Source organism: Dysgonomonas sp. 37-18, from assembly GCF_001899125.1.
Classification (GTDB): domain Bacteria; phylum Bacteroidota; class Bacteroidia; order Bacteroidales; family Dysgonomonadaceae; genus Dysgonomonas.
This window is the reverse complement of record NZ_MKVC01000013.1, coordinates 86,640-106,330: the sequence shown is the minus strand read 5'-3', so window position 1 is coordinate 106,330 and position 19,691 is coordinate 86,640. Positions and strand designations below refer to the sequence as shown.

Annotated in this window: 14 protein-coding genes; 7 read left to right on the top strand and 7 right to left on the bottom strand. The window is 40.7% G+C overall.

Going from position 1 to position 19,691, the window contains the following annotated elements:
• Nucleotides 1-11: 11 nt before the first annotated feature.
• The 3 genes from BGO84_RS05110 to BGO84_RS05100 all read right to left on the bottom strand — a co-directional run bounded on the left by BGO84_RS05110 (nt 12) and on the right by BGO84_RS05100 (nt 5,164).
• Complete coding sequence (locus BGO84_RS05110; RefSeq protein WP_291028116.1) at nt 12-3,359, bottom strand: TonB-dependent receptor; 3,348 nt, start codon at nt 3,357-3,359, stop codon at nt 12-14.
• Between the two features lie 145 nt (nt 3,360-3,504).
• The gene (locus tag BGO84_RS05105; protein ID WP_291028115.1) at nt 3,505-4,464 is read right to left on the bottom strand and encodes a FecR family protein; all 960 of its coding nucleotides are present in this window, start codon (nt 4,462-4,464) and stop codon (nt 3,505-3,507) included.
• 130 nt (nt 4,465-4,594) lie between these two features.
• Complete coding sequence (locus BGO84_RS05100) at nt 4,595-5,164, bottom strand: RNA polymerase sigma-70 factor (protein WP_291028113.1); 570 nt, start codon at nt 5,162-5,164, stop codon at nt 4,595-4,597.
• Between the two features lie 538 nt (nt 5,165-5,702).
• Between BGO84_RS05100 and BGO84_RS05095 the strand changes: the two genes are divergently transcribed.
• The 4 genes from BGO84_RS05095 (at nt 5,703) to BGO84_RS05080 (ending at nt 10,808) form a co-directional block, all read left to right on the top strand.
• Nucleotides 5,703-7,544 (top strand): ABC transporter ATP-binding protein, encoded by a 1,842-nt coding sequence (locus BGO84_RS05095; protein ID WP_291028111.1) that lies wholly within the window; start codon nt 5,703-5,705, stop codon nt 7,542-7,544.
• Between the two features lie 90 nt (nt 7,545-7,634).
• The gene (gene trmB / locus BGO84_RS05090; protein ID WP_291028109.1) at nt 7,635-8,396 is read left to right on the top strand and encodes a tRNA (guanosine(46)-N7)-methyltransferase TrmB; all 762 of its coding nucleotides are present in this window, start codon (nt 7,635-7,637) and stop codon (nt 8,394-8,396) included.
• Complete coding sequence (locus BGO84_RS05085) at nt 8,389-9,501, top strand: Mrp/NBP35 family ATP-binding protein (RefSeq protein ID WP_135104628.1); 1,113 nt, start codon at nt 8,389-8,391, stop codon at nt 9,499-9,501. Before trmB ends, BGO84_RS05085 begins: the two co-directional genes overlap by 8 nt.
• A 74-nt stretch (nt 9,502-9,575) precedes the next feature.
• Nucleotides 9,576-10,808 carry a TlpA disulfide reductase family protein gene (locus BGO84_RS05080; protein WP_291028107.1) on the top strand — a complete coding sequence of 411 codons (1,233 nt, stop codon included), beginning with the start codon at nt 9,576-9,578 and terminating at the stop codon, nt 10,806-10,808.
• A gap of 94 nt (nt 10,809-10,902) precedes the next feature.
• On the opposite strand, the gene BGO84_RS05075 is transcribed toward BGO84_RS05080, so the two are convergent.
• Nucleotides 10,903-11,292, bottom strand: a complete 390-nt coding sequence (locus BGO84_RS05075) for a nuclear transport factor 2 family protein (protein WP_291028105.1) — start codon at nt 11,290-11,292, stop codon at nt 10,903-10,905.
• A gap of 164 nt (nt 11,293-11,456) precedes the next feature.
• Entirely contained in the window at nt 11,457-12,329 is an 873-nt protein-coding gene (locus BGO84_RS05070) for a helix-turn-helix transcriptional regulator (RefSeq protein ID WP_291028103.1), read from the bottom strand.
• A 170-nt stretch (nt 12,330-12,499) separates the two neighbouring features.
• Here BGO84_RS05070 and BGO84_RS05065 point away from each other — a divergent pair, with 170 nt between their 5' ends.
• Together BGO84_RS05065 and BGO84_RS05060 are read left to right on the top strand one after the other, a co-directional pair.
• A complete protein-coding gene (locus BGO84_RS05065) occupies nt 12,500-13,261 on the top strand; it encodes an amidohydrolase (RefSeq protein ID WP_291028101.1) in 762 nt (253 codons plus the stop codon).
• Between the two features lie 425 nt (nt 13,262-13,686).
• Complete coding sequence (locus BGO84_RS05060) at nt 13,687-16,110, top strand: sodium-translocating pyrophosphatase (protein ID WP_291028099.1); 2,424 nt, start codon at nt 13,687-13,689, stop codon at nt 16,108-16,110.
• Nucleotides 16,111-16,190: 80 nt separating this feature from the next.
• Here BGO84_RS05060 and BGO84_RS05055 read toward each other — a convergent pair whose 3' ends face one another.
• On the bottom strand, nt 16,191-16,634 hold the full coding sequence (locus BGO84_RS05055) for a carboxymuconolactone decarboxylase family protein (RefSeq protein WP_252638358.1): 444 nt from the start codon (nt 16,632-16,634) through the stop codon (nt 16,191-16,193).
• A gap of 228 nt (nt 16,635-16,862) precedes the next feature.
• On the opposite strand from BGO84_RS05055, the gene BGO84_RS05050 reads away from it, so the two are divergent.
• Nucleotides 16,863-17,942 carry a hypothetical protein gene (locus BGO84_RS05050; protein ID WP_291028098.1) on the top strand — a complete coding sequence of 360 codons (1,080 nt, stop codon included), beginning with the start codon at nt 16,863-16,865 and terminating at the stop codon, nt 17,940-17,942.
• Nucleotides 17,943-18,044: 102 nt separating this feature from the next.
• Here BGO84_RS05050 and BGO84_RS05045 read toward each other — a convergent pair whose 3' ends face one another.
• Nucleotides 18,045-19,685, bottom strand: a complete 1,641-nt coding sequence (locus tag BGO84_RS05045) for a fumarate hydratase (protein WP_291028096.1) — start codon at nt 19,683-19,685, stop codon at nt 18,045-18,047.
• Between the last annotated feature and the right edge of the window lie 6 nt (nt 19,686-19,691).

Sequence of the window (19,691 nt, the reverse complement as noted above, 5' to 3'; positions counted from 1 at the left end):
ATGAATTAATATTAGAACTCTACCTTAACGCTGAATCCCAAATTGCGAAGACTTGGCTGCATAAAGTAGTCGATACCCTGGAAGTAAGTTCCGGTAGAAGCTGTTGCTTCAGGATCGAAAGGTGCTTTGTTGTAGATCATCCACAGGTTGCGCCCAACGAACGATACATTTACTTTCATTACATCGTTGAACCATTTACTAGGCAGGGTATAACCTACCGATACTTCTTGCAAACGAAGGTTGGTGGCTTTGTAGATATAATCTGACAATAAGCCTTCGGTTTGTCCTGTTACAGAATAGTATTTGTAAGGGTCGATCTTCGTATTACCGATCATTACGCCTCCATTGTCTCTGGCAACAGCAGTGGCTTTAGTTACGCCGAATCCGTCCAAAATAGCCTGTGTAGGAGAAACAACGATACCGCCCAAACGTGCCGATACGAGGAATCCGAAATTGATATCTTTCCATCTGAAGTCGTTTCTAAAGCCTAGGTTCCATTTTGGAAGCACCGAGCCCACTTTATCCATTGTATTTTCGAGTTCAGGACTACCGTTTTCGTTCAGAACGACAGCGCCTTTATCATCATATTTCAATTTTTTCTTAACATAGAAGTCACCCATTGTACCGCCTGCCATCAAACGGAATTCTGAAGCTCCGATACCACCCTGAGAAATAGACTCAAGTGTAACCATTTCACCGGTAACAGGATCAGCATATTTACCGAGCTGCTTTATCGTATTTTTGTTGTAGCTGGCAGTAAATGTAGAGTTCCAGTTGAAGTTACCCCATTTGTTGTCGGCTCCCAATGTGATTTCCACACCTTGGTTTTCTACATTACCTGTTTGTATATACATCGAAGTATATCCTGTGGTAGGAGATACAGGTACTTTAAGCGTCTGATTTTTGGTATTAGACTTGTACCATGTCATATCGAAGCTTAATCTGTTGCCCCAGAATTTAGAGCTCAATCCGGCTTCCCACGATCCTGTTCTTTCAGGTTTAAGGTCTGTAATCGGCATATATGTGTTGGTTTTCCAGAAACCGCCCTGCTCGTCATATTCGTATGTCGGGATAGACAGGTTGCGAGGAATAGCAGAACCTACCGAAGAGTAAGACCCACGTACTTTCATGTATGAAATAAAGCTTGGCAATTTCACCATTTCAGATACCACACCCGAAACCCCTACTGATGGATAGAAGAATGAGCTGTTGCTTGTATTTGCAAGAGCAGAAGCCCAGTCGTTACGACCTGTCAAAGTAAGGTACAACATACTCTTCCAGCCTAGTTCCACATTGGCGAATACCGACTGAGTTTGTTCGTGCCAGCCGTCTTGTATCAATCTGGTTTTAGGAGCATTCTTGTCTATATTTGTTATCGCAAAGAAGTTAGGGATCATCAGAGATGCACCATCTACGCCGCTTTCGTCGGAACGCATATCAGAGATACTTGTACCGATATTGGCAGACAAAGAGTAGCTGCCGAAGTACTTGTTGATGTTTAACAACAAGTCGGCATACGCTTGCTTGTAGTCTTCTTTTGTAGACTTGAAACGTCCTGTTTCGGATGCAAACAATTGGTGAGTAGAAGCATAATTCTTCTGAGTGAAGTTATTCTGCGAATTGTCGAGACGTGCACGTCCCATTACATTCATCCAGTCGAAGATATTGTATTGCAGGTTCACGTTCATCATATAACGGTCACGTTTGTTTACCATTCTGTTGCGGTTGATAATCCAATACGGATTTTGCATCCCTAAGCCTTGGTCTCCAAACTTCCACTGTTGTACGTTGTATCCCAATGCATCGCTATATAATTCATAGTTTTTAGCATAGCTGAAGTCTTCACCTCTCGGATACGTATATATTGCAGTAAGCGGATTGTAATATTGTCCCTGAGCCATCATATTCTGGTCTTTTTGCTTGATATAGCTAAAGCCGAAATCGAGGATCATTTTATCGTTCAAGAATTTAGTTGTATTCCTCAACGTTGCATTGTATTTCATATAATCGTTTTCAGGTATTATACCATTGGCTTTAGTAGAACCCAACGACATAAATGTCTGATTCTTGTCTGTACCTACCGACAGTGTAGCCGATGTTTGGGAAGTAGCACCTGTATCGAAAAAGTCTGAAGGATTGTAAGCGTATTTGTTTTGCACATCGCCCCAGCTCTTATACTCACCTGTTTTGTTTCCATATTTGTTTTGGAAATCAGGCATCACAAACGGACGAGAGAATGTAGTCTGGTTGGATATTGTCACTTTTGGTTTACCTGTTGCTCCTTTTTTGGTTGTGATCACAATCGCACCATTTGCAGCGTTAGACCCGTAAAGGGCAGCAGCGGCAGGACCTGTAAGCACCGACATGCTTTCGATATCGTCGGGGTTGAGGTCTGAGATTCCCTCTCCACGAGGCTGATCGGCATACTCATTGTTCTGATTCAATCCGCCCTTGTTAGCATTGAAGATAGGCACACCGTCTATCACGTACAATGCGTTGTTATCCTTTGTTATAGATTTAGATCCACGCATTACTACACGTGTAGCTCCACCGATACCGGCAGCAGATGCATTGATGTTTACACCGGCAACTTTACCCGACAGGGAGTTCATCAAGTTTACATCTTTTACACCTGTAAGCTGATCGCCTTTTATTTCTTGTACATTGTAGCTCAATGCTTTTTGTGCTCTCTTGATACCCAAAGCGGTTACCACCACTTCGTCAAGGTTCACGTCGCTTTCTTTCAATACCACATCGAACGACGTTTGATTTCCTACATTCAGCGTTTGCGAAACATAACCAATATAAGTTACTTCCAACGTTTTTCCTGCAGGAACTTTTATCGAGAAATTACCGTCAATGTCGGTCATTGTACCTGTAGAAGTACCTTTTATGGCTACACTAACCCCGATGAGCGGTTCGCCATTCTTATCCTTTATAGTACCTGTTACCAACCTGTCTTGCTGAGTTGCACCGGTTTCTTTGGTATTTGCATTCGCCGAAAGGATAATATGCGCACCTTCCATGCTATAGCTGATATTTGTATTCTTCAACACATGATCAAGCACCTCCGCAGTGGGCTTGTCTTTTACGTTCACAGTCGTTGTCTGATCTACACCAACCTTGTTGTTATAAATAAACAAATAGCTGGTTTGGCTTTCGATTTCGTTTAAGACTTTGGCTAACTTAACATTTTTCAGGTTCATTGTCACTCTTGCACTCTGAGAGTAAGAGTTTTCAGCAAATAGAAATTGGATGCTGCATAATAGACATAAAATAAAAACCCTCATGATTTTTGTCAATTGTTTTAATTCCGGATATTTTAAATAAAAAACATCCTTCAAATCATTATTTTTCATAGATTTGTTTTGTTAATGAGATTGATACTCTTTTTTATTAAAACTGTATTGGTTTCACGTGCCAAAAAATGTTGCAGCATTTTTTGGCACTTTTTGTTACGATCAGGTATTTTTCATTGGCTTACATTTTAGAGTGATTGTATTTTTACTTGATATTAATGATATGGGTCTCAGGATCCCTTTGGTATTCAAATTTTATATCTCTTTGCAAAACCCGTAACGCATAGTCGATGCCGTCTACAAAACGGAACTTACCGGTGTACGAATATTTGCCTACATGCGTATTCTCTATATTGATTTTTAGTCCGTATATTTTTTCAAAGTCGCGCATAATGCTACCAAAAGACGCGTTGTTGAAGCTGATCAAGCCCTCTTTCCATCGGTAGGCATCATAGTCCTCGATACCCGAAACCTCGAGCTTGCCATCCCTCAAAACTGCTCTGGTGTTGGGGCTGAGGATCAACGACTGGCTAGGGTCGGACGTAAGATCTACTTTTACCTTACCATCCATCAGTGTGGCCACAAAATCGTCTTCACCCGAATACGCCATCACATCAAACTTGGTTCCCAGTACGCTCACGTTTCCTTTCGATGTTTCTACTATAAAGGGTTTATCCTCGTTGTGCACCACCTCAAAGTAGGCTTGCCCGTCGAGCTTTACGATACGTTGTTTTTTATTGAAAGATACCGGATATTCTATTTTGGTACGGGCATTGAGCCATACTTGTGTACCATCGGGCAAAGAAAGGTTTACATATTGCCCGGCAGGAACACTGATAGACTGCATTCCATAGTCTTCATTACTGTTTTTTATTTGCATATACAGCAATCCGCTCATAAGCAATATAGCAATAACAGCCGCCACTTTCATAAATGTACCGAACATTATCCGTTTACGGTCTGCCGACGGTTCTTCTACCAATATGCTACTATCGGCAGTGATGCTGTTTTGATCGTGATGCAGGATCAAGGCATCAAAAAGTTTTCTCTCCTGATAAAACTGCTCCTGATTCTGAGGCGATGCATCAAACCACTCTTTTATTGCTTGATCCTCACTATCAGTAGTTAAACCTTCAAAAAACCTAAATAACAATTCTGAATCCATTTACTTTTTGCGACTATTTATATTTTTTCTATAAGAATGTCGTGTATAAGAATAACAACCGAAGGCAGTACATCCCTAGTCAAAATATTGTTAACAAATATTAAAAATAAAATTCGGTTATAAACAAGAGCTACTTATTCAGAATAAAGAAAAGCGCAATCCACGCCGAAAGGTAATCTTTCAGGTTTAGTCGAAGTAAGCTCAGGGCTTTTGAGATGTGAAATTCAACACCTTTGGTAGTAATGCCAAACATTTCGGCTATTTCTTTATGCGATTTTTCTTTGTAACGGCTCTCAACAAATATATCGATTGTTCGCTGGGGTAGTTTGGCCAGTGTATCTCTCACAATCTGCTGTATCTCTTCGGAGAATATCTCTTCGGGGTCGCATGCTTCCAACGAACTGATACGCACATCGAGCTCCCATTGGGCGTAGCTGCCCATATCGGTAAGTATCTGGCTTCTGCGTTCTGTTTGTTTGAGGTAGTTGAGGCATTTGTTTTTTATTATCGTCAATATATATGCCTCTATATTAGAATCTGCACTCAGGTTATCCTTATTGTCCCAATAAATCATGAAGGCCTCTGTGGTGAGGTCTTCTGCAACATCCATACTACGTACATACGAATTAGCAAAACGAACAAAGCGGTTATAGTATTTCGTGAAAAAACTATTAAACTTTGGATTTACAGGGTTAACCATTCATACATCATTTAGACAATACAAAAGTAGGAACTATTTAGAACCTGTTTAAATTTTCCACGAATATTTTTCTATGAATATTTCTCCGATTTTCTTCGTTCATTTTTAGTGTCTTTTTGTCCGCTTTATCCTTTTGTTTAACTCTAATAGCCCGCTATTATCGTTTCTCAAAAGAATAAATCATCCTGAAAATAGTTCTAAAAATTGGAACGAGCAAAATTCAAACAGACTCTTAAAATATCAACTGTAAGATTTCATTTTTTTGTAAATCTTTCACAACGGAAATATTAACACAAAATCTCACAATAAAAAGAGTCGGCACAACTGCTGCGTACCGTATATCATTACCATACTCTATATTTGCCTTGCTTCACCCAATTAAGTGTCAAATATCACAAAACATTTCCATTAAAACAACATATATGCCAATTATCTAAAATACCTGAAAGCTATTCTATAAATAAAGAATTATGGCTAACTTGCAGCCGTTTTTCGCCGGGACGTAAACCCCGACATTTTTTCACCCAAAAACTTTCTGATGAAAGACTTTATAACACTGATAAGGAGGTTTGTACCTCCATACAAAAGGCAAGTAGTACTAAATCTTGTATTCAACATACTGAGCGCTATCCTCAATGTATTTTCTTTTGCGCTGATAGTACCTATACTCCGTATATTGTTTAAGGTAGACGAAAAGGTATACGAATACATGCCTGTGGATACCTCAAGCATCAGCACGATGCTCAACTATAAGGTTCTTGAAAACAACTTCTACGCATACCTCTCGGATATGATGGCCACACACTCGGGCGGAGCAGTATTGCTTGGCTTGGGACTAACCCTTGTGGTGATGACCTTATTCAAAACCGGCGCCACCTACCTCAGTGCTCACTATATTGTAGATGTACGCACAGGCGTGGTACGGGATATCCGCAAACAGATAAACGACAAAATACTATCGCTGCCTCTCGGTTTCTTCTCGGGAGAACGCAAAGGCGATATTATTGCACGCATGACAGGGGATGTAAACGAGGTGGAAAACTCGGTGATGAGTTCGCTCGATATGGTTACCAAAAACCCGATCATGATACTCGTATATCTGGGTACAATGCTTTTCATCAGTTGGGAACTTACCATCTTCGTACTGATACTATTACCTATAGCCGGATACATTATGGGCAAGGTAGGCAAAAGCCTCAAACGCAGGTCGGTGACAGCACAAAACCAATGGGGAAGCCTTGTTTCGCAGATAGAAGAAACGCTGGGCGGATTGCGTATCATCAAAGCATTCAATGCCGAGCCGAAAATGAAAACCCGTTTCGACTCGTCTAACAATATTTTCAGAAACATGTCGAACAAGATCGCTCGCCGCCAACAGATGGCACACCCCATGAGCGAATTCTTGGGAACGATTGCTGTGGTTTGTGTACTCTGGTTTGGAGGAACACTTATATTAGACGGATCGGGATCGATGGATGCATCGAAGTTTATTTATTACCTGACTATATTTTATCTGATCATCAATCCGGCCAAAGACCTGTCCAAATCGGTTTATGCCATACAAAAAGGGATGGCTTCGGTTGAGCGTATCGACAAGATACTGAAAGCAGAGAATAACATTAAAAATCCGGCTAATCCGAAACCAGTATCGCTAAAGGAATCGATCACCTACAGAAATGTAGAATTCAAATACGAAACCAGCCATTGGGTTATCAAGAATGTAAGCCTCACCATACCTAAAGGGAAAACAGTAGCCCTTGTGGGACAATCGGGCTCGGGCAAATCGACGATGGCAGACCTCCTACCCCGTTTTTATGACGTAAACAAGGGAGGCATCTATATCGACGATGTAAACATCAAGGATGCCGATATACACGACCTACGTTCGCTGATGGGTAACGTAAATCAGGAAGCAATCCTTTTCAACGATACATTCTACAACAACATTGCTTTTGGCGTAGATGATGCCACAATGGAAAGAGTGGTAGAGGCAGCCAAGATAGCCAATGCCCACGATTTTATCATTGCCACCGAAGAAGGATACAACACAAATATAGGCGACCGGGGCAGCAAACTGTCGGGCGGTCAACGCCAACGCATCAGCATTGCCCGTGCCATCCTAAAGAACCCTCAGATACTGATTCTCGACGAAGCCACATCGGCACTCGACACCGAATCGGAACGTCTGGTACAAGATGCTCTCGACAACCTGATGAAGAACCGCACCACGCTGGTTATCGCTCACCGCCTTTCTACAATAAAGAATGCTGACGAAATATGTGTGATGCACGAAGGCGAGATTGTAGAACGTGGACATCACGACGAGCTGTTCGAAAAGAATGGCTACTATCGTAAACTGTGCGACATGCAGCAGTTTTGATATGCCAATGTGAAAATATGCCAATTACCAATTTTGATTTCTTATACCATTGGCACATCGGCACATTTATCAATTATTAATTAATAATCAATGGGAAAAAATAAGCTTGCCAAATTTGCCAACATGGAGGAATACCCGCACGTATTCCAATATCCGTTTGCCGTTTTGCAGGAAAAAGGATTTGAGATGAAAGGAAAGTGGAACTCGCTTTTCTTCAAAAACGACAACCCGATAGTCCTCGAACTGGGCTGTGGCAAAGGCGAATACACCGTAGGGCTTGCAAAGCTGTATCCAAATAAGAATTTCATAGGAGTAGATATAAAAGGCGCACGCATGTGGACAGGGGCAAAGCAGTCTCTCGAAGCCGATATGCAGAATGTCGCATTCTTGCGCACGCACATCGAACTGATAACGCACTTCTTTGCAGCGGGCGAAGTATCGGAAATATGGATCACCTTTCCCGACCCACAAATGAGCAAGGTTAACAAGCGGATGACCTCTACCCGCTTTATGAAGCTGTACCGTGAGATTTTGTCCGACAAGGGTATTGTACATCTCAAAACAGACAGCAACTTTATGTATACCTACACCAGCGAGATGGTGAAAGCAAACGCTTTGCCTGTACTGTTCGAAACGGATGATCTGTATCACTCTCAGCTTGTGGACGATATACTTAAAATACAAACCTACTATGAACAACAATGGCTGGCAAGGGGTTTAAATATCAAGTATATAAAATTTGAATGTCAACATCGCGACCACTGGATAGAACCCGACATAGAGATCGAAAAAGACGACTATCGCAGCTTTGGGCGAAGTAATATATTAAATCAATCAACTAAAAATGGCTAATATATATCCTAAATTAATTATCGACGCACTGCGCAATGTGCGTTATCCCGGTACAGGGAAGGATATCGTAGAAATGGGATTTGTGTCTGACGATATCCACATCGACGGAATGAAAGTAAGCTTTTCTCTACTTTTCGAAAAAGCGAACGACCCGTTTATCAAATCGATAGTAAAAGCTGCCGAAACAGCTATCCTGACTTACGTCGACCCCAATGTCGACATAAAAGGAAACATTGAAGTAAAAACCCAACAGGTAGAAGCACCCAAACCGGTGAAAGCACTGCCTCAGGTAAAAAATATAATTGCCATATCGTCCGGAAAAGGCGGTGTAGGCAAAAGCACCGTATCGGTAAATCTGGCGGTTGCCCTTGCCAAGAAAGGCTACAAAGTGGGCTTGCTCGATGCCGATATCTTCGGGCCTTCATTACCCAAAATGTTTGACGAAGAAGAAGCTCGCCCGTTTCTTGAACCGATTGACGGAAAAGAATACATCGTTCCGATAGAAAAGTATGGTGTAAAAATGCTTTCGATAGGTTTCTTTGTCAACAGAGACGACGCCGTGGTATGGCGTGGAGCAATGGCAGGAAATGCATTGAAGCAACTGATAAACGACGGCAACTGGGGCGAACTCGATTATTTCCTTATCGACTTCCCACCCGGAACAAGCGACATTCACCTCACACTGGTGCAAACGCTTGCAATAACCGGTGCGGTAGTAGTCAGCACCCCTCAGCAGGTAGCGCTTGCCGATGCCCGCAAGGGAATCAATATGTTTACCAACGAAAAGGTAGATGTGCCTATCCTCGGGCTGGTAGAGAACATGGCATGGTTTACTCCTGCCGAACTGCCTGAAAACAAGTATTTCATCTTCGGCAAAGAAGGTGCAAAAAATCTGGCAGAAGAAATGAATGTACCATTACTAGGACAAATACCTATTGTACAAAGCATTTGCGAAGGTGGCGACAAAGGTGTACCTGTAGCATTGAACGAAAATACGATCACGGGAATGGCGTTTGCTCATCTTGCCGACAACTTTATCAGCTCGGTAGAAAAACGTAATGCAGAAAAAGCCCCTACTCAAAAAGTAGAGATACATAATAGATAAAAAAAAAAATATTTATTTATTTTCAAATAAAGCCTTACATTTAGAGCTATGTAAGGCTTTAATTATTTATTATCATGAGAAAACTCTTATACCTTATCTTTTTTTGCGGACTATTTTTTTCCGCCTGCACCTCTTCTAAGCAAGAAGCTACTCTGGTAGGCAAAATTGACAATCCAATCTCCGATATTGTTATCATTTCATACTGGACTCTCGAGAATGACAAATGGAGGCATATCGAGGATACCTGCTCTATAATTGACGGAAAATTTTCATTCGATTTGCATATAAATGATTTGACTAAAGCCGATCTTATATTTAATACATTTCATGCCATATCTATATACATAGAACCCAAACAGATGGAATTATCCCTATCTGCCAAAAACTTATTCGACTATAAGCTGACAGGAACCGATTCGGAAAAAGAATACCAACCTTTGAAACAGCAAATAGCTAGTTTGGAAGACAGCCTCAGAGTTTTAGTCTATGACAAGATTGAACCATTGGTGCGACAGCTTGAGAAGAACCCAAATGAAGAGAATTTCAAAGTATTTCAAGAAGAGAGAGAGAAACTAGATCCAATCAGACTGCTTCTCAATAATAAATTAGAGAAGATAAATATAGAATATATAAAAAATCATCCTAATTCATTTATAGCGGCGGGACAACTGCTTTACATTATAAAGCGAGCCGAAGTCTATGATTCTCCTACGGACAGTGCAAAACTATTGTATAATGAACTCTCTGCCAAGGTAAAAAAATCGCAACTCGGACTCCTCGCCCTGAAACAGATACAAGATATTGATGATGAAAAAGCTCTGAAAGAAACAACAAATATTGGGCAAAAAGCCGTAGACTTTTCTACTTATAGTCTTATTAGTGGGGATACGGTAAGATTGTCCGATTATAGAGGAAAATCTTATGTGCTACTCGATTTTTGGGGTAGCTGGTGCAGGCCTTGCCTGCAAGGTATTCCGTTTCTGAAAGAGATACACAAAAAATACAATAAAAAAGGCCTTACCATCATTGGTATAGCATCAGAATCAAAAAAAGAGCCCTATCTAGATGCAGTAGAAAAGCATAATTTGAAAGACTGGCCTCAAATATTAGATGTACAAAATCTCGAAGAATCAGCAAAAGGGAATACAAATAAAGAAGATGTAAAAAACAAATATTATATTGACTCTTTTCCAACCTATTTACTTATCGACCAGAATGGAATAATAATAGGAAAATGGAAAGGAACGAGTGAGGAAAATGATAAGGAGATAAGTGCAATGCTGGAAAAACTCTTACTAAAAAAATAAACGTAAACTATAAAAAGTCTATCTTCTTTGTCTTCCCGAGCGAAGCGAAGAATCTCAATGATTATTGCTACACTCAGGAGAACTAGAAATATTATTACCCCAACGGTTTTATCAGCGACCAGTGGTTATGGATTATTTTCCACTCAGCCTTGTCGTTCAATTGATACACTTCGGTACAATTCCATAGGTAAAGCTCTTCGCCGGAATAAGAAATCAGATTATATGTAAGTACAGCCGTTTGCGGATATACTTGCACCACAGGGTCTATCATTTCGTAACGCTCTACCTGAAAATTATTTCTCATACTCTCATACAACTCTTTTATTCTCTCAAAGCCGTCAAGCCTTTTTTCTTGATACGGATCAAAATAAGTAAAGTCAGGAGAGTAAATAGCCAGATAACCGTCAGGGTTCCCTTTGTTCCACAATTCCAAAGCAGCAACTTCCATTTCGATGATCTTGTTCTTGATGATTTCTTTATCCATGTTTTTTATTATTAGATTATGTATTCTTTATCATTTCGCGTCTCTGTCATTCTGAGTGTAAGAAAGAACCCCGACTCATTTTAATAAAAGAGATATTTATTAGGCAAAAATAGAGATCGTTTACCTATTTATCAGGATATAAACTACGGAGAAAATAGCACTTTTCAACGTTTTTCACTATTGCGATATTGCAGCGGTGTGGAGTGAGTATATTTTCTAAAAAAGCGAATAAAATAAGAAGAAGTCTCAAAATTAAGATGCTCGGCTATTTCAGATACAGACAAACTGGAATAGGCCAGCTTCTTTTTTGCTTCCGCAAGTATCTTATTCTGAATATAAAGCTTTGCATTTACACCCATCGCCTTTTTCACGATTGCATTCAGATAATTGGGTGTTATACACAGCTTGCCGGCATAATACGCTGTGTCGTGAAACTCCCTAAAATCTTTATCTACCGCTTCTACAAAAGAATCGACATGCCTGCTCGGAGTTACTTGCATTTCGCTTTCACCTTCATTTTGCTTTTTGTATTCACGGTCGAGGAGCATGAGTATTTCATAAAGCAAAGCCCTTAATATATGTTTGTCTTTCGACTGATAGTCTTGTATTTCGGCTGTTATATTGCCAACAAGATATGCTATCCGTTCCTTTATAGCAGCAATATTTATCTTATGAATCTTTCTTTGTGTTCCGAAATAAGAAAGACTTTGCAGAAAGAGTGGGTCGTTGAAAAAAGAAAGTAGAAATTCACCTTCAAAGATTAGTGCATAGCCATCCGGCGTATTTTCGCTTTTTATCCATGCACGCACATCTCCCGGCTTTGAAAAAACGACATCGCCACTATCCAACGTGTATTTGCTATTGTTGAGACCAAACGCCACATTATCATTCTCTATAAAAGTAATGTCATAATAAGATAATGTGTGTACAGGGTCTTTTTGTATATACTTCTGTATATCCGCAAGCCTGACAACATCGATAAGGAGTTCTTCTCCGTATTTTGTTTTATGAAAATTATATGCCGGTATTGATTTCATTCGTTTTAACAATATACAAATCTACAAAAAATCGTTACAGATGATACGAAGCAAAAGCAAAATTCATTTCTGCCTGAAATTAAAATAGACTTTTACAAAATGTAACTTTTTTCTTTTATAGAAAATCTTTAACTTCGAAGCTAATATCATCAAATAAATATCTGATATACATGAACATTAAATTGCTGCAAACTGACATCGTATGGCAGAAGCCTGAAGCCAACAGAGATCATGTCGAGAATTTGATAGATTCGTTATCAGATTCTACAGACCTTGTCGTTTTACCCGAAATGTTCACCACCGGTTTTTGCACATCGCCCAAAGGTGCTGCCGAAAAGGCTGATACAGACACTCTGCTGTGGATGCAATCCATTGCCTTACGCCGCAATATGGCTTTGGCAGGAAGTGTAGCCACTGAAGAGAATGGAAAATACTACAACCGTCTTTATTTCGTCAAACCCGACGGAAGCTATGTGACATACAACAAACGACATCTGTTTACCTTTGCGGGAGAACATAAAGAATACACCGCCGGAGAAGAAAGAGTCGTTGTAGAATACAAAGGTTTCCGCATTCTGTTGCAGATATGTTATGATGTGCGCTTTCCTGTTTATTCGCGCAACAGGGGTGACTATGATATGATAATATATGTAGCCAACTGGCCTACCGTACGTTTGGATGCATGGAATACCCTAGTACGGGCTCGTGCCATAGAAAACGTTTGTTATGTAGCAGCCGCAAACCGCACAGGCAGCGACCCTTATGTACAATACAGCGGAGGAACAGCCCTTTATGACTTTATGGGAAAAACCATCGCCGAAGGTGGAACAGAAGAAGGTATTGTAAGCGGAACAATCAATATGCAGGATTTAATCAGGTTCAGAAGTAAATTTCCTGCGTTACAAGACGCAGATCAATTTAAACTAATATAAGATTTTGTCAAGCGGAGGGACGAAGCATCTCATCCCTTTATTGCAAAAAATCCTTATTTCTTACAACTGCAATTTGTTAAATCGAAACAATCTCAAGCAACAATAATTTTTGAAGGTATCCATCACCTCATCAAGGTAATTAGCTTATTACTAAGCAAAACATGTTGTTTAACATATAAAAAACACCATAAAACAAGCATAAAAACGAGCTAAATGTTAATTTAACTCCCCCATTGTTATTTTTACTTAAAACGTTTTTTTAACGGTAAGAAAATCAACAAAAAATAGATAGTAAAAGGATTAAATTTTGTAAATTCAAAACAATTTTTAGTTCGGAGCGGAAACTGATAAACAAACATATTTTCAGTTGGTATTTTAGGGAGAGAGTATGTTTGTTATTGTCTATCTAAATACAATTTTTTATCATGAAAAAACTAAAAAATGTTGGTCTACTGATTGGTCTGCTTCTTGGTGTTAACCTATCTACGTTTGCAAGCGAAGCCGACCTGGCGATTCCTGATCTCCATGAGGGCACCTTCCACATCTTTGGAACTGCGATTACTTCATGGGATTTTTTATTTTATGGTGCACTGATCATTGCTGGAACATTATGTTTCAGTCTTCTCTTGTTCCGTCAGGTCAAGAGATTACCTGCTCACGACTCTATGCTCAAAGTAGCTGCTACTATTTACGCCACTTGCCGGACATATCTAATCCAGCAAGGTAAATTCCTTCTGATGTTGTTTGGATTGATTGCCCTTGTGCTATGCATCTACTTCTTCGGATTGATCGGGCAGTCTTTCGGAGTTGTTATCCAAGTCTTGTTATTCTCGGTTGTGGGTATGGCAGGGTCTTATACTGTAGCTTGGTTTGGTATTCGTGTAAATACCTATGCCAATGCACGCACCGCATTTGCTTCGTTAAAAGGACGTCCGTTGGATGTCGTTAATATACCGTTGAAGGCCGGCATGAGCGTCGGTCTGTTCCTCATCTCTCTTGAGCTGGTACTTATGGTTATTATTCTTCTTTTTGTGCCTCGTGAAATAGTAGGTATCTGTTTCTTGGGATTTGCTATTGGCGAATCGCTTGCAGCAAGTGCTTTGCGTATTGCCGGAGGTATCTTTACTAAGATTGCCGACATCGGTTCCGACCTGATGAAGGTTGTTTTCAAGGTAAAAGAAGACGATCCTCGTAATCCGGGTGTGATAGCCGACTGTACGGGCGACAATGCCGGTGACAGTGTAGGCCCTACAGCCGACGGGTTTGAAACATATGGTGTAACAGGCGTTGCTCTGATTGCATTTATCACATTAGCCGTAGAAGATCCGCATATTCAGGCTAAACTGATAGTATGGATATTCGGAATGCGTTTCTTGATGGACTTTTTATCGGGCTGTGCATTCTTTATCAATCAGGCTATATCGAAAAGACTATACGGAAATAAAAAGGAATTCGACTTCGAATCTCCTTTGATGCGCCTCATCATTATCGCTGCTGTTCTTTGTATCTCGGCGAGCTTCTTTATGAGCCACCTATTGCTAGGCGATATGGTAGAAATCACAGGCAACCCGGCAAATGGCAGCCTTTGGTGGAAACTGGCAATTATTATCAGCTGCGGTACACTTGCTGCGGTATTGATTCCTGAGTTTACGAAGTTCTTTACCAGTTCCAAATCAAAACATGTGAAAGAAATTGTGACCGCTTCACGCGAAGGAGGCCCATCCCTGAATATCCTATCGGGTATTGTAGCCGGTTATTTCGGAGCATTCTGGACTGGATTACTCATCGCAGCTCTGATGACAGGTGCATTCTTTACCGCACAGATGGGATTGGACGCCATATTAGGCCCTCACGCCTCTATCTTCGCATTCGGGTTGGTTGCATTCGGTTTCTTATGCATGGGCCCTGTAACCATTGCCGTAGACAGCTATGGCCCTGTAACAGACAATGCCCAATCGGTATTCGAATTGTCGCAAATAGAAAGCATTCCGAATATATCTGAAGAGATAAAGAATGAATATGGTTTTACGCCTAATTTCGAAAACGGAAAACATTTTCTCGAAGCAAATGACTCGGCAGGTAACACCTTTAAGGCTACAGCCAAACCCGTATTGATCGGAACAGCCGTAGTCGGTGCTACAACGATGATATTCTCCATTATTCTACTACTCGAAAAAGTAGGACTGTTGAAACTGTCCCTAACCGATGCTCCGGTACTTCTCGGGCTGATCTGTGGTGGAGCTGTTATCTTTTGGTTTAGCGGTGCTTCTATGCAAGCCGTTACCACAGGAGCTTACCGTGCTGTAGAGTTCATCAAACGCACATTCGACATCACAAAAAAAGAAGCCGATATAAAGGACTCTATCGCCGTGGTGAAGATTTGTACCCAATATGCACAAAAAGGGATGTGGAACATATTTATCGCCCTTATTTCGCTTACATTGGCGTTTGCATTCCTCGACCCTAACTTCTTTGTGGCTTACCTTGTGTCTATCGCCGTATTCGGATTGTTCCAAGCCATCTACATGGCAAATGCGGGAGGTAGCTGGGATAATGCCAAGAAAGTAGTAGAAGTAGACCTAAAAGAAAAGAATACCCATCTGCACGAAGCGGCAGTAATAGGAGACACAGTGGGCGACCCATTTAAAGATACATCGTCCGTATCACTAAATCCTATCATCAAATTCTCTACCCTATTTGGTTTGTTGGCTACAGAAATTTGTATAGAAATGCGCTCCAACCCTGACAGCGATTATTCTATATTTATCGCTATACCATTCTTAATTCTGGGCTTGGTATTTGTTTGGCGCTCATTCTATCGGATGAGGATTCCGATAAAGACTGCATAACAGTTTGATGTAAAATATTGAAGTTTGTATATAAAATAGGGATAATCTTTACGGATTATCCCTATTGTTTGTTTAGGCGATTAGTCTATCGGTAATTCTGTGGATATGGCAATCCTGTTCCAGCCATTGATAACCACCGCAGCCATTATTACCTCAGCTAGTTTAGATACTCCCAATATCTTTTCTGCTTGTTGATATGTTTCAGCAGAAACACCGCCTTTGCTTATAAGGGTAACCTCTTCTGTCAGGCGAAGTATTGCCTTCTCGCTTTCAGAATATAAGTTGCCTGCTTCATGCCATGCGTTCAACAAATAGATACGTTGTTCGGTTTCCCCGATTTTACGAGCATCACGGGTATGCATGTTCAGGCAAAAGGCACAACCATTGATTTGCGAAGCTCTTATTTTAATCAACTCCTTTTCGATAGGAGTCAGAGATGTTTGTTGTAAAGCATTTTCCAGAGACATCATTGCTTTGTATAGCTCGGGAGCTGCTTTGTACATATTCAATCTTTTATTTTCCATTTTTGATATCTTTTTTTGAATTAGTAATACAAAATTAGCCATTCCGATAGACTAGAATCTTAAACTGGTTTAAGAAAGAGATCTTTCTCTATCCATCAACAGAAAAAGAGATTAAAAAAACATAATCTTATGAAAAAGAAGCTATTTCAAAGGGGTTCTCAATCTCACAGATTGAAAAAAACGGCTTTTTTTCGTATATTACTAGCGTGATTAAAAAATAAATATATTATGGCATTAAAAGAAAAGATAAAAAAACTGGCAACTGTAACAGCAGGGCCTTGTGTTAGTATCTCTCTTAATACACACAGAACACGCCCTGCCAGCGATAAAGATAAAATATTGTTGAAAAACCTGCTTTCGCAAGCAGAAAAGCAAATAGTTGCCGAATATGGAAAAAGAACAGTAACTCCCCTTCTGGAGAAGATAGCGACTGTAGAAAATAGAGTAAACGAGAACAACAATCTTGATAGCCTTCATGTATTCTTATCGAACGATACGGAAGAAATTATCAGAACGTCGTGGACTGTACCCGAAGATAGGTTAAACATTCGCAGCACGTTCAATCTGCGCCCTCTAATAAAAGCGTACAACCGCAGCAAAGAGTACCTGATACTTGTATTATCGCAAGGAGGGGTACAGCTATATAAAGCATTAGAAGACGGAATTGAAGAAGAAGTAAAGAGCGATGGATTTCCGTTTGAAGGATCGCCGTATTACATACCCAACAGGGCAGAGAGAAGCAATGCTAAACGTGTAGACGACCTCATCCGTGAGTTCTTCAATCAGGTTGATAAAGCAGTGGTGAAAGTGAATCAGGAAACCGAGCTGGAGTGTGTCGTTGTTTCTACCGAAGACAACTTCAGCAAACTGATGCAGGTAGCCGATAAGTCCGACATCTATATAGGATACACATCGATAGACTACAACAACTCGAAGCCGCACGATGTAGTCAAACCCGGCTGGGAGATAATGAAACAGTATATGCATGAACACAGGTCGGAAGCCATTGTAGAAATGAAAGAAGCAATATCGAAGCATAAAGTTCTTACCGATTTGCAGGAAATCTATCGGGCTGCAATAGATGGAAATGGCGAGATGCTGATCGTATACGACAAATTTTCGCAACCCGTGAGGATGATAGATGAGCGGAACTTCGAACTGGCAAAAGAGGCGAATCAGCCGGACGTAATCGATGATATTGTGAGCGATATAGCATGGGAAGTGGTATCGAAAGGCGGAAAAGTATTTTTCACCATGCAAGACGAAATAAAGGAATTGGACAAGATAGCCCTTAAAACAAGATATTAAGTTATGTAAAAATGGCATCTTCCATATAAAAGAATAAGCGGATATCATTCATTTGATATCCGCTTATTCATACACATAGACTGCTTGCTTATAGTATATATATTAGCTCATAGAGCAGTTAATTGGTTTCAATTGTTTGAAGAAGTCGTTACCCTTGTCGTCTACCAAGATGAATGCAGGGAAATCTTCTACTTCTATTTTCCATATCGCTTCCATTCCCAATTCAGGATATTCGAGGCATTCAAGGCTCTTTATGCTATTCTGAGCAAGTATTGCAGCCGGACCGCCAATACTTCCCAGATAGAATCCGCCGTGCTTGTGACAAGCGTCTGTTACCTGTTGGCTACGGTTACCTTTAGCAATCATTATCATGCTGCCGCCATTAGCTTGGAATGCGTCTACATACGAGTCCATACGTCCCGCTGTAGTTGGTCCCATCGAACCGCTTGCATATCCTTTAGGCGTTTTTGCAGGCCCTGCATAGTAGATCGGATGATCTTTGATGTATTGAGGAAGCCCTTCGCCCTTATCGATACGCTCTTGAAGTTTAGCATGGGCAATATCACGTCCTACGATGATTGTACCGGTGAGTGACAAACGTGTAGAAACAGGATATTTAGACAGCTCTTCAAGTATTTCTTTCATCGGACGGTTGAGGTCTATTTTCACACCTCCTGCTTCGCCGGCATTACGCAATTCTTCGGGAATAAGCCTTGTTGGATTATCTTCCATTTTTTCGAGCCATATACCGTCTTTGTTGATCTTTCCTTTTATATTTCTGTCGGCCGAACAAGAAACACCCATGCCCACAGGACAAGATGCACCGTGACGAGGCAAACGAACCACACGGATATCGTGAGCAAAGAATTTACCACCAAATTGCGCTCCAAGTCCAAGCTCCTGAGCAGCCTTCAATAGTTTGGTTTCCATTTCTAAATCACGGAACGCACGTCCGCCCTCGTTACCCGAAATAGGAAGACCATCATAATATTTAGTAGAAGCCAGCTTAACGGTTTTCAGATTGGTTTCGGCTGATGTACCTCCAATAACAAATGCGATATGGTAAGGAGGACATGCTGCTGTACCCAACGATTTCATTTTTTCGATCAGGAACGGCTCTAGTTTCTCAGGCGTAAGCAATGCTTTTGTTTCCTGATAGAGATATGTTTTGTTTGCAGAACCTCCACCCTTAGCTACAAAAAGGAATTTATATTCATTTCCGTTTACGGCATACAGATCTATTTGCGCAGGCAGGTTCGTTCCTGTATTCACCTCATTGTACATATCCAGAGGCGCATTTTGCGAATAGCGCAAATTGTCTTCGGTAAATGTGTTATACACACCCTTCGACAAGGCTTCCTCGTCGTTGCCGCCTGTCCATACATTTTGTCCTTTCTTACCCATAATGATTGCTGTTCCTGTATCCTGACAGAAAGGGAGCACCCCTTTTGCCGAAATCTCGGAGTTGCGCAGGAATGTAAGCGCCACAAATTTATCATTGTCGCTGGCATCGGGATCAGACAATATCTTTGCCACTTGCTCTTGATGCTCAGGGCGTAATAAGAATTCTACATCGTGAAAAGCATGTTGTGCCAGTAAAGTAAGAGCTTCAGGTTGTACTTTCAATATCTCTTGTCCTTCAAAATTAGCTGTAGAAACATGATCTTTCGAGAGTAAATAATACTCTGTGGTATCCTTCTCTAATGGAAACGTCTCTTGGTACTTAAATGATGGTGTTGCCATGATTAA

Bases quoted from the DNA above. Each gene is read 5' to 3' on its own strand.
- BGO84_RS05110 (WP_291028116.1), bottom strand. From the start codon at position 3,359: ATGAAAAATAATGATTTGAAGGATGTTTTTTATTTAAAATATCCGGAA.
- BGO84_RS05105 (WP_291028115.1), bottom strand. From the start codon at position 4,464: ATGGATTCAGAATTGTTATTTAGGTTTTTTGAAGGTTTAACTACTGAT.
- BGO84_RS05100 (WP_291028113.1), bottom strand. From the start codon at position 5,164: ATGGTTAACCCTGTAAATCCAAAGTTTAATAGTTTTTTCACGAAATAC.
- BGO84_RS05095 (WP_291028111.1), top strand. From the start codon at position 5,703: ATGAAAGACTTTATAACACTGATAAGGAGGTTTGTACCTCCATACAAA.
- trmB (WP_291028109.1), top strand. From the start codon at position 7,635: ATGGGAAAAAATAAGCTTGCCAAATTTGCCAACATGGAGGAATACCCG.
- BGO84_RS05085 (WP_135104628.1), top strand. From the start codon at position 8,389: ATGGCTAATATATATCCTAAATTAATTATCGACGCACTGCGCAATGTG.
- BGO84_RS05080 (WP_291028107.1), top strand. From the start codon at position 9,576: ATGAGAAAACTCTTATACCTTATCTTTTTTTGCGGACTATTTTTTTCC.
- BGO84_RS05075 (WP_291028105.1), bottom strand. From the start codon at position 11,292: ATGGATAAAGAAATCATCAAGAACAAGATCATCGAAATGGAAGTTGCT.
- BGO84_RS05070 (WP_291028103.1), bottom strand. From the start codon at position 12,329: ATGAAATCAATACCGGCATATAATTTTCATAAAACAAAATACGGAGAA.
- BGO84_RS05065 (WP_291028101.1), top strand. From the start codon at position 12,500: ATGAACATTAAATTGCTGCAAACTGACATCGTATGGCAGAAGCCTGAA.
- BGO84_RS05060 (WP_291028099.1), top strand. From the start codon at position 13,687: ATGAAAAAACTAAAAAATGTTGGTCTACTGATTGGTCTGCTTCTTGGT.
- BGO84_RS05055 (WP_252638358.1), bottom strand. From the start codon at position 16,634: ATGGAAAATAAAAGATTGAATATGTACAAAGCAGCTCCCGAGCTATAC.
- BGO84_RS05050 (WP_291028098.1), top strand. From the start codon at position 16,863: ATGGCATTAAAAGAAAAGATAAAAAAACTGGCAACTGTAACAGCAGGG.
- BGO84_RS05045 (WP_291028096.1), bottom strand. From the start codon at position 19,685: ATGGCAACACCATCATTTAAGTACCAAGAGACGTTTCCATTAGAGAAG.